Annotated in this window: 12 protein-coding genes; 1 reads left to right on the plus strand and 11 read right to left on the minus strand. The window is 61.2% G+C overall.

Annotated elements, in window-relative coordinates:
* Positions 1-7: 7 nt before the first annotated feature.
* Genes sdhA through sdhC form a run of 3 tightly spaced genes read right to left on the minus strand, consistent with a single transcriptional unit; the run spans position 8 to position 2,532 of the window.
* Complete coding sequence (sdhA, locus tag APH28_RS23005) at positions 8-1,780, minus strand: succinate dehydrogenase flavoprotein subunit (protein ID WP_060512814.1); 1,773 nt, start codon at positions 1,778-1,780, stop codon at positions 8-10.
* A gap of 3 nt (positions 1,781-1,783) precedes the next feature.
* Positions 1,784-2,152 (minus strand): succinate dehydrogenase, hydrophobic membrane anchor protein, encoded by a 369-nt coding sequence (gene sdhD, locus APH28_RS23010; protein ID WP_027921320.1) that lies wholly within the window; start codon positions 2,150-2,152, stop codon positions 1,784-1,786.
* On the minus strand, positions 2,146-2,532 hold the full coding sequence (gene sdhC, locus APH28_RS23015) for a succinate dehydrogenase, cytochrome b556 subunit (protein ID WP_012315350.1): 387 nt from the start codon (positions 2,530-2,532) through the stop codon (positions 2,146-2,148). The genes sdhD and sdhC overlap by 7 nt, the downstream gene beginning before the upstream one ends.
* Positions 2,533-2,883: 351 nt before the next feature.
* Between sdhC and gltA the strand changes: the two genes are divergently transcribed.
* Positions 2,884-4,173: a citrate synthase gene (gltA, locus tag APH28_RS23020; RefSeq protein WP_060512815.1), complete on the plus strand. Its 1,290-nt coding sequence runs from the start codon at positions 2,884-2,886 to the stop codon at positions 4,171-4,173.
* 69 nt (positions 4,174-4,242) lie between these two features.
* On the opposite strand, the gene APH28_RS23025 is transcribed toward gltA, so the two are convergent.
* The 8 genes from APH28_RS23025 to APH28_RS23060 form a co-directional block, all read right to left on the minus strand.
* Positions 4,243-4,851 (minus strand): START domain-containing protein, encoded by a 609-nt coding sequence (locus APH28_RS23025; protein ID WP_371263108.1) that lies wholly within the window; start codon positions 4,849-4,851, stop codon positions 4,243-4,245.
* A 29-nt stretch (positions 4,852-4,880) separates the two neighbouring features.
* The gene (locus APH28_RS23030) at positions 4,881-5,135 is read right to left on the minus strand and encodes a YkgJ family cysteine cluster protein (RefSeq protein WP_060512817.1); all 255 of its coding nucleotides are present in this window, start codon (positions 5,133-5,135) and stop codon (positions 4,881-4,883) included.
* Positions 5,136-5,259: 124 nt separating this feature from the next.
* Positions 5,260-5,727: a hypothetical protein gene (locus APH28_RS23035; protein ID WP_060512824.1), complete on the minus strand. Its 468-nt coding sequence runs from the start codon at positions 5,725-5,727 to the stop codon at positions 5,260-5,262.
* A gap of 67 nt (positions 5,728-5,794) precedes the next feature.
* Positions 5,795-7,237, minus strand: coding sequence for a PLP-dependent aminotransferase family protein (locus tag APH28_RS23040; protein WP_060512818.1), 1,443 nt, complete (start codon positions 7,235-7,237; stop codon positions 5,795-5,797).
* Between the two features lie 190 nt (positions 7,238-7,427).
* Positions 7,428-8,240, minus strand: a complete 813-nt coding sequence (locus APH28_RS23045; protein WP_060512819.1) for an OmpA family protein — start codon at positions 8,238-8,240, stop codon at positions 7,428-7,430.
* Complete coding sequence (locus APH28_RS23050; RefSeq protein ID WP_060512820.1) at positions 8,237-8,590, minus strand: DUF4398 domain-containing protein; 354 nt, start codon at positions 8,588-8,590, stop codon at positions 8,237-8,239. Before APH28_RS23050 ends, APH28_RS23045 begins: the two co-directional genes overlap by 4 nt.
* A 9-nt stretch (positions 8,591-8,599) precedes the next feature.
* Positions 8,600-9,421, minus strand: coding sequence for an ABC transporter substrate-binding protein (locus APH28_RS23055; protein ID WP_060512821.1), 822 nt, complete (start codon positions 9,419-9,421; stop codon positions 8,600-8,602).
* Between the two features lie 78 nt (positions 9,422-9,499).
* Positions 9,500-10,429: an electron transfer flavoprotein subunit alpha/FixB family protein gene (locus APH28_RS23060; RefSeq protein WP_060512822.1), complete on the minus strand. Its 930-nt coding sequence runs from the start codon at positions 10,427-10,429 to the stop codon at positions 9,500-9,502.
* Positions 10,430-10,436 lie beyond the last annotated feature (7 nt).

Below are 10,436 nucleotides of genomic sequence, written 5' to 3' on the forward strand. Positions count from 1 at the left end.
GCCACCCTTAGTAAGTCCGGATTTTCGGCTCGAAGGCCGGAACGGTCTTCGGCGCAAAGTTGACGCCGCGCTTGGCAACGCGCTTCTCACCCGGGTAGTACAGGGTGTGGCACAGCCAATTTTCGTCGTCACGGTCTTCGAAGTCTTCACGGGCGTGAGCGCCGCGGGACTCTTTACGGGCTTCGGCCGCAATGGCGGTAGCTTCGGCGACTTCCAGCAGGTTCTGCAGCTCCAGCGCTTCGATACGCGCGGTGTTGAAGGCCTGGGACTTGTCGTTGATCTTGACGTTGGCGATGCGCTCGCGCAGGCCGGCCAGTTGCTCGATACCCTTCTGCATGTATTCGCCCGTACGGAATACACCGAAGTAGTTCTGCATGCAGCTCTGCAGCTCGCGCTTCAGGCTGGCAACGTCTTCACCGGAAGTGCGCTCGTTGAGCTTGTTCAGGCGGTTCAGGGCAACGTCGATATCGGTATCGCTGGCGTCGAGGTGCTCGATGCCGTCGCTCAGCGCCTTCTCCAGGTGCAGGCCGGCAGCACGGCCGAACACCACCAGGTCGAGCAGCGAGTTGCCGCCCAGGCGGTTGGCACCGTGTACCGATACGCACGCCACTTCACCTACGGCGAACAGGCCAGGAATGATGTGATCCTTGCCTTCTTCGTCCATGGTGATGGCCTGGCCATGAATGTTGGTGGCAACGCCACCCATCATGTAGTGGCAGGTCGGAACGACCGGCACCGGCGCAACGACCGGGTCGACGTGGGCGAAGGTCTTGGACAGTTCGCAGATACCTGGCAGACGGCTGTGCAGCACTTCCTCGCCCAGGTGGTCCAGCTTCAGCAGTACGTGGTCCTTGTTCGGGCCCACGCCATTGCCGGCGATGATTTCCTTGACCATGGAACGGGCAACCACGTCGCGGCCGGCCAGGTCTTTCGCGTTCGGCGCGTAACGCTCCATGAAGCGCTCGCCGTGGGCGTTGATCAGGTAACCACCTTCACCGCGGCAGCCTTCGGTGACCAGTACACCAGCGCCTGCGATGCCGGTCGGGTGGAACTGCCACATCTCGATGTCCTGGACCGGTACGCCTGCACGCAGGGCCATGCCGATACCGTCGCCGGTGTTGATCAGGGCGTTGGTGGTGGATGCGTAGATACGGCCTGCACCGCCAGTGGCCAGAACGGTAGCCTTGGACTTGATGTACATGGTTTCGCCGGTTTCGATGCAGATCGCGATCACACCGACAAAGGCGCCTTCCTGGTTCTTCACCAGGTCAACGGCATAGTACTCGTTGAGGAAGGTGGTACCGGCTTTCAGGTTGCCTTGGTACAGGGTGTGCAGCAGTGCATGACCGGTACGGTCGGAAGCGGCACAGGTACGGGCGGCCTGGCCACCTTTACCGAAGTCTTTGGACTGACCACCGAACGGACGCTGGTAGATACGGCCGGTTTCGGTACGCGAGAACGGCAGACCCATGTGGTCCAGCTCAAAGACCGCGGCCGGGCCTTCCTGACACATGTATTCGATAGCGTCCTGGTCACCGATGTAGTCGGAACCCTTGACGGTATCGTACATGTGCCAGCGCCAGTCGTCGTTCGGGTCGGCCGAAGCGATGGCGCAAGTAATACCGCCCTGGGCGGATACAGTGTGCGAACGGGTCGGGAAGACCTTGGTCACTACGGCAGTCTTGTGACCGCCCTGGGCCAGCTGCAGCGCTGCGCGCATGCCGGCGCCGCCGCCACCGATGATGATGGCGTCGAAGGAAATGGTTGGAATGCTAGCCATGGATCAGATACCCCAGAGAATCTGCACACCCCAGACGAAGTAAGCGAACATCGCAACGCCGCATACCGCCTGGAACAGGAAACGAATCGCAGTCGCCGACTTGCCGAACGACATCGGCGTCAGGTAGTCGGTGGCGATGGTCCACATGCCGACCCAGGCGTGAGCGCCCAGGGCAACGAGGGCCAGCAGACTGAAGATCCGCATCGCGTTGTTGGAGAACAGACCATGCCACTGGGTGTAGTCGATGCCTGGGTGGCAGACCACGTAGCCGATCAGGAAAATGAAGTAAGCCGCGAGAACGACCGCCGATACGCGCTGCGCCATCCAGTCATAGAGGCCCGAACGCGACAGGTTCGTGACATTGGTTACCATACCCAAACTCCCACCAGAACGATCAGCACCACGGAGATGACGATCACGATTTTCGAGCCCAGCTTGCCGCCTTCCAGCGTCTCACCGATGCCCATGTCCATGATCAGGTGGCGAACACCTGCCACGAGGTGATAAAGCAGGGCGGACAGCAGGCCCCAGGTCACGAACTTGGCCAGCGGGCTGGTCAGACACGCCTTCACCTCACCGAAGCCTTCCTCGGAACCCAGCGACTTGCCCAGTGCATAAAGCATGATGGCAAGGCCGAGGAACAGGATGACGCCGGAGATACGGTGCAGAATGGACGTGTACGCAGTGACAGGAAGCTTGATGGTCCTTAGGTCTAGGTTTACAGGTCGTTGGCTTTTCACGGCTTTTTTCACACTGAAGAGCCCCTAGCGAATCAGGGCAAAGTTGTTGGTAAGTGTACTGGTCAGGTACCCACCACCCAGGGAACGGCGACCCCCGGTAGTTCGGGCTTGCAAGCCCCGGGGAGTCGGGTGCCGAGTATAGACAGTTAGGCTGCTTATGACAACGTGACGGGGTAGCCCAAATAGCGGATTGCCTTTAGCGAGCAAAAGGCGTAAACGGGCGAGAATTTCTAGAAAAATCAGGCTTCAGAGGGGCTTTCAACCAGCCTTTAGGCAAATTGACATTCGAATTTACTTCTCTATAGTGGTGCGGGCCCTGCGTGGGGGGCTGTCTGATGATTTCAAGCATTAATAGGAGGCCACATGGCTGACAAAAAAGCGCAGTTGGTCATCGAGGGCGCTGCCCCCGTCGAGCTGCCCATTTTAACCGGCACCGTTGGTCCTGATGTAATCGACGTCCGCGGGTTAGGGGCCACTGGTCACTTCACCTTCGACCCTGGTTTCATGGCGACCGCCTCGTGCGAGTCGAAGATCACCTACATCGATGGCGACAAGGGCGTGCTGCTGCACCGCGGCTACCCGATCGAACAGCTCGCCGAGAAATCGGACTACCTGGAAACCTGCTACCTGCTGCTCAACGGCGAACTGCCGAATGCCGAGCAGAAGGCCCAGTTCGTCAGCACCGTCAAGAACCACACCATGGTTCACGAGCAGCTGAAGTCCTTCTTCAACGGTTTCCGCCGCGACGCTCACCCGATGGCGGTGATGTGCGGTGTAGTCGGCGCCCTGTCGGCGTTCTACCACGACTCCCTGGATATCAATAACCCGCAACACCGCGAAATTTCCGCGGTGCGCCTGGTCGCCAAGATGCCGACCCTGGCCGCGATGGTTTACAAGTACTCCATGGGCCAGCCGATGATGTATCCGCGCAACGACCTGTCGTACGCGGAAAACTTCCTGCACATGATGTTCAACACCCCGTGCGAGATCAAGCCGATCAGCCCGGTGCTGGCCAAGGCAATGGACCGGATCTTCATCCTCCACGCCGACCACGAGCAGAACGCCTCCACCTCCACCGTGCGCCTGGCAGGTTCCTCGGGTGCCAACCCGTTTGCCTGTATCGCTGCCGGTATCGCCGCACTGTGGGGCCCGGCCCACGGCGGCGCGAACGAAGCGGTCCTGACCATGCTCGATGAAATTGGCGATGTCTCGAACATCGACAAGTACATCGCCAAGGCCAAGGACAAGAACGATCCGTTCAAACTGATGGGCTTCGGTCACCGCGTGTACAAGAACCGCGACCCACGCGCCACCGTGATGAAGAAGACCTGCGACGAAGTCCTGGGCGAGCTGGGCATCAAGAACGATCCACAGCTGGAACTGGCGATGCGCCTGGAAGAGATCGCCCTGACCGATCCGTACTTCGTCGAGCGCTCGCTGTACCCGAACGTCGACTTCTACTCGGGCATCATCCTGAAGGCGATCGGCATTCCGACCAGCATGTTCACCGTGATCTTTGCCCTGGCACGTACTGTCGGCTGGATCTCGCACTGGAAAGAAATGCTCTCCAGTCCGTACAAGATCGGCCGCCCTCGCCAGCTGTACACCGGCGAACTGCAGCGCGACATCGTCGAGCTGAAAGACCGCAAGTAAGCTTTACCGGCCGAACGCAAAAAGGCTGCCCTCGGGCAGCCTTTTTATTGCCTTCTCGCTGAGCCGAACTCAGTTCTTCTCGGCCCGCTCGCGCAGTGCCTTGAGGGTATTGAACGGCGAATCGACCACGAACTTGTTGGCGATCATCGACGGCACGCTGCCGCCCGGCTCGGTGTGTACCTGGTAAGTCACTTCGGTACTGTCACCCTTGGGCACCAGTTTCCAGAAACCTTCCACTTTCGCCACCCGCACAAACCCCTTCTCTTCCGGGATGTAGGTCGGTTCTTCTTTGAGGTTTCGCGTCAAACTGCCATCCGCGCCTTTGACCGTGGTCACATGCAGCACCGAATCTCGGGGTGTCACCGGCCACGGGGTGTTGAACTGCGTGTAGGTCCAGCTCTGGTCGCCTTCGTGCTTGAGCAGCTTCTGCGACTTGCATTCGTGAATCCACGCGCAAGCCCCGGCCACATCTTCCTGCAGCGCCTGCACCCTGGCCAATGGCGCCTTGATGACGGTCACGCCTTGGTATGCCTTGTACTTGGAGCCCGGCACCTCACTGAGCGAGACCTTGATGCCCTCCTCGTCCTTGGCCACCTGCCAGTTCTCGGCCCAGGCAGCGGGCGCCAGCAGGACACCCATGCCACACACCAGTGCAATACGCTTGAACGATCTCATCATGCTTATCCTTGTTGTCGAAGATCCAGCTCTCACGCCGCCGTTATCTGCTCCCACCAGCCAAGAATCCTGATCGCCTCGTCGCGGTCATTGCCACACACCTCGATATCCGCCTTGAAACCGCCGCACACCGCCGGCCGCTCGGGCTTGCCGAACAGGTCACAGAGGTTTTCCGCAGTCAGGTGCAGGCAGCGCTCACCGGCCGGCTTGCCCTGAGGCATGCGCGGCATCGCCGAGCTAATGGATGGGGCGATGCAGCAGGCACCACAACCCTCACGACAATTCATGGCTGAATCAGGACTCCCTGGAACAAAACGGGACGAACGTCCCTGGATAGTAACCGCTCAAACATACGTTTGAAATTGCTGGCCCAATGAAATATACCGTGACCAGGCAGTCAGTTGAGCCTGCTCAGTTGCGGAACTGGAAATCGATGGCTGCGCCTTCAACATCATGGCGGCTTTCGTTGCGCAACTGCAGCTGCATCTCGTTGCTGATCAAGCGGCCGTTGAGCTGGAAAGGGCTATCGCTGGTTTCCGGCTTTTCGGTGAACATGGCAGGCAGCAAAGGTTTGCGCCGAGTCGAAGAATCACCCACCTCAGGCTCGAGGTTGTTGACCATCTCGGTCGGCAGGCTGAGGTCCAGCTTGGTCTTGGGCAATGGTTGCGTGACCGCCTTGCTGACCGGCTTGCGCTTTGGTTTTGGCTTGGCCTTGGGTTTGGCACTGGCGGCTGCCGGCTTGGCCTTTGCTGCAGGCTTGGCTGCCTTGTCATGCCCCGCCTGCGCCTGGGCAGCAGGCTGTGCAGCCTCTACCACACCAGAAGGCAGGCAGAATGGGGCGATACAGATCATCAGGGCAGCACTTCGCAACAGATTCATGGACATCGACAGACAGGCGGGATCGGAAAAGTGCGTATGCTCCCCGTTCCGCCGGCTGCTGGCAAGCCTACAAAAGTGAGGGCTGTGATTCTCTGCATAATTGCTGGGCCAAAAGCCCGAGCGTGATGACCGCCCGTTCGGCCTCCTTGTTCCAGGGGATGCCGCAGTTGAGCCGGATGCAATGGTTGAACTGCTCGGTGTTACTGAAAATCAGCCCAGGGGCGATACTGATGCCTTGCTCCAGCGCACGCACATGCAACTCTTGGGTATTGACCCGCCCCGGCAGGCTGACCCAAAGGATAAAGCCACCGGTTGGCCGGGTCATCTGGGTACCCTCCGGGAAGTGCTGCTGCACCGCCAACTGGTAGGCCGTGAGGTTCTTGCGGTACTCCTGGCGGATATAGCGCAGGTGCCGATCGTAGCCGCCGTTCTCAAGGTAGGCCGCCACGCCCATTTGCGTCACACTGCACGCCGAATGGGTGGTGAACGTCTGCAGGCGCTGGATTTCATCCTGGTAACGCCCCGCCACCATCCAGCCGACCCGTACCCCAGGCGAAAGGGTCTTGGAAAAGCTCGAGCAGTAGATCACCCGGTCCAGACGGTCGAAGGCCTTTAGCGCCTTGGTCTTGCCTTGCTCGAACATCAACTCGCCGTAGATGTCGTCTTCGACGATCTGGATATCGAAGTCCGATGCCAGGCGCAGTAACTGCTTCTGTCGCTCTTCAGGCACGGTGCCGCCCAGCGGGTTGCTCAGGCGCGAAGTAAGCACCAAGGCCTTGATCGACCATTGATTGGCAGCCAGCTGCAGGGCTTCGAGACTGATGCCGGTGGACGGATCACTGGGGATCTCGATCACCTTCAACCCCAGCAAGTCCGCCAGCTGCAGAAGCCCATAATAGGTCGGCGACTCGGCCGCAATCAGGTCACCTGGGCGGGTCAGCACCCGCAGCGACATCTGCAAGGCATCCACGCAGCCATGGGTGACGATCACCTCACGCGGATCCACCAGTACGCCCGCATCGCGCATGCGAATCGCGATTTGCCGGCGCAGGGGTTCGAAGCCGGGGCTGAACATGTAGCTGAAGGCACGCGGGCTGTGAAAGCGGGTGACCTTGGCGATCTGCTGGTGCAGCGCGCGCACCGGCAGGTAATCGACGTGCGGCACAGCGGCGCCGAAGGGAAACACGCCATCGCGGCGCGCCTCGGTCAACACCTGCTGGATGATGCTGGCACGGGTGACCAGCCCAGGGCGCTCGACCCGGGCGATATCCGGCGTCTGCGCGGTCAGGGCAGGCGTCTGGTGCACGTAGTAGCCCGACTGCGGCCGGGCGCGAATCAGCCCCTGATCCTCGAGATTGGCGTAGGCCTGCAATACCGTGGCATGGCTGACATTGAGCTGGGCACTCATCTTGCGCACGGACGGTACGCGCTCGCCTGGCTGGTAGACACCGCGACGGATGTCATCGGCCAGTTGCTGGGCGATACGCTGGTACAGCAGCAGGTTGGTCATGGCGGTATCTCGACACGCGGCTCGTTATTCTTGTACGACTCGTTGACGGTAGAGCATACCGTAACAGTTGCAAAGTGTACTGGGACAGATTGCAGACCAGCCAACAATACAGCGACGTGACACCTGTCGAAACGGTTGATCCGTGCAGACTGACGAAATGCGGGGCCGCTTGCGACCCCTTTTAGTCACTTCAGCGCGCCGGAGCGAGACGACCCTTGTCGTCAGAGAACACGATCTCTACCCGACGATTCTGCGCCCTGCCTCGCTCCGAGGCGTTGGCCTCGATCGGATACTGGTCACCATAGCCTTCGACCTGCAGGCGCTTCTCATCGACCCCAAGGTCAACCAGCATGTCGGCCACCGACTGGGCACGATCGCGCGACAGCGTGAGGTTGTCTTCAGGCGTGCCAGTGCTGTCGGTATACCCTTCGATTCGCACCACGCGACGAGGATTGAGCTGGAGGAACTGCACCAGCTTGAGTACGGTTCGGCTGGCCGAGTTCTTCAGGTCGGCACTGCCGGTGTCGAACAGCACATCACTCAGGGTCATCACCAAACCACGATCGGTCTGCTCCGAGGCCAGTGCGGCAATCTGGTTTTCCACCCACTTGCCCTGCTGCTGCACGCTGGCAAGCTTCGCCTCACGCAGGGCCAGTTGTAGACGCTGGCGTTCAAGGTCGAGCTTGGCCCGGCGCTCCTCGTTCAGCGCCAGCTTGGCGTGCTCGCTGGCGATCTCGCTGTAGCGCTGGCTCAGGTAGGCGTAATGGCGCACGTCGCTGCCGGTGCCGATGTAGCTGGACAGGCGCTCGGCGCGCGACAACGACTCACCGGCGCGGATCACATCACGCGGGGCGCTGCGCAGCACGTCGGCATCGTCCTTGACCTTCTGGAAGGCCGCGGTCGCTTCATCGAGTGCCGTTGAACTGCGCTGGCTGGCACAACCCTGCAAACCAGCCGTCAGCGCCAGCAGTGCCAGCGCGGCTTTCGCATTGAGGCGCATCATGGCTGAACCTCCAGTTGCTTGCGCAGGCGCTTGACCCGCGTTTGCAGCAGCTGAAGCTGCTCTTCGCTCTTCTCGTTCAGCACCTGCGCTTCGGCCAGGCGTGCGTCCAGTTCGGCCTGCTCGGCACGCATGCGCGCGTCACGGTAGTCCTCGGTCAGCATGTTGGTCTTGGCCCGGGCGAACTTGTCTTCAGCCAGCTTCAGCGCCTCGACCTGGTCGGTGGCGCCGACTGCCTTGGCCTGCTCCAGCGCCTGCTCGGAAATTCGCATCTGTTCATTGGGCGCCGGGTCGTTGGCGCAGCCAGCCAGGCCGAGCATGGCCACGGCCAGGATAAGGGATTGGGTTCTCACGCACTCTTCCTAATGTTTTGGGGCGTCCGCCTGCACCTGCATCTGCGCTTTCCAACGCTCGACATTGCGCTGCAGCACGGCTTCGGACGCACCGGAGACCGGCAATTCTGTCAGCTTTTTCGCCAATTGCCCACGCAACCACGCGTCATTGCAGGCCGAATTGTGCGATACGGCCAGGTACAGGCCAGGGCGGTCCACCGGCAAGCCGCGGGCGATAAGGTTGTTGCTCATGCCCAGGCTCTGCGTCATGGCCATGCCCGAGTAGCGCCCGGCCAACACATAGTCAACCTGGCCCAGCACCAGTTTCTGAAAGGCCTGGGTGAGGTTCTGCGCCGGCACCAGCTTGAGCTGCGCCTTGGCAAAGGCGGTAAACGCCGGGGTCAGGCGCGCACGCTCGGACAGGCTGCCCTGATACTTGGCCAGGTCGGCCGGGCCGTCAAACGCCAGCGTGGCGTCATGGCGCGTCCAGACCAGATATTCATTGAGCTGCAGGGCCGGATGGATATAGTCCAGCGCAGTCAGCTGATCCACTTGCATGGGGGTATCGAGCAGCAGGTCCATGCGCCCGCTACGCACCTCCTCAAGTGCCTGATCGCGCCGACCGGCACTGAGCACTTCGACTTTCACGCCCAACTCGCCGAGGACCTGGCGCAGCAGGTCGACATTGGCACCGACCAGGTGTTTCGGGTCTTTCGGGTCCTGCCAGGAGTACGGCGGCGCATCCGGGCTGCCAGTTGCCACCAGCCGCTCGCACTTGCCTGCCGCCATCACCACCGGCGACAGCAGCGCCACCATGCATGCCAGCACCCTGCCCGCTTCGCGCAACACCATCCGTTACTCCTTGCCCGGCAAAAAAAAGCCCGGCCCTCAGTGCGAGGGCCGGGCTTCTTTATAAGTGAAGCAGGCGTATCAGACCAGCTTTTCCAGCTCGGGTACGGCTTCGAACAGGTCAGCGACCAGGCCGTAATCGGCCACCTGGAAGATCGGCGCTTCTTCATCCTTGTTGATCGCAACGATCACCTTGGAATCCTTCATGCCGGCCAGATGCTGGATCGCGCCGGAGATACCGACGGCGATGTACAGCTGTGGCGCAACGATCTTGCCGGTCTGGCCGACCTGCATGTCGTTCGGCACGAAGCCTGCGTCGACTGCGGCGCGCGAGGCACCGACGGCTGCGCCGAGCTTGTCGGCCAGGCTGTACAGGTGCTTGAAGTTGTCACCGTTGCCCATGCCGCGGCCACCGGAAACGACGATCTTGGCAGCGGTCAGCTCTGGGCGGTCGGACTTGGCCAGCTCTTCGCCAACGAAGGCCGAAATGCCGGCGTTGTGCGCAGCAGCCACCGCTTCGACGGCAGCCGAGCCACCTTCGGCGGCCACGGCGTCAAAGCCAGTGGTGCGTACGGTGATGACCTTGACCGAAGCGCTCGATTGCACGGTGGCAATGGCGTTACCGGCGTAGATCGGGCGCTTGAAGGTATCGGCCGATTCAACCGAGATGATCTCGGAGATCTGGTCGACGTCCAGCAGCGCAGCCACGCGCGGCAGGATGTTCTTGCCGTTGGTGGTGGCCGGGGCCAGCACGTGGCTGTAGCCGCCTGCCAGCTCGACAATCAGCGGCGCGACGTTTTCCGGCAGAGCGTTGGCGTAGGCCGCGTTATCGGCAACCAGCACCTTGGCCACGCCAGCGATCTTGGCAGCGGCTTCGGCAACACCACCGACGTTTGCGCCGGCGACCAGCACGTGGATATCACCACCGATCTTGGCGGCAGCAGCTACGGTGTTCAGGGTGGCCGGGGCCACGGCACCGTTCTCGTGTTCAGCGACAACCAGGATAGTCATTTAGATT

The sequence above is a fragment of the Pseudomonas sp. NBRC 111124 genome (genome assembly GCF_001320245.1).
Classification (GTDB): domain Bacteria; phylum Pseudomonadota; class Gammaproteobacteria; order Pseudomonadales; family Pseudomonadaceae; genus Aquipseudomonas.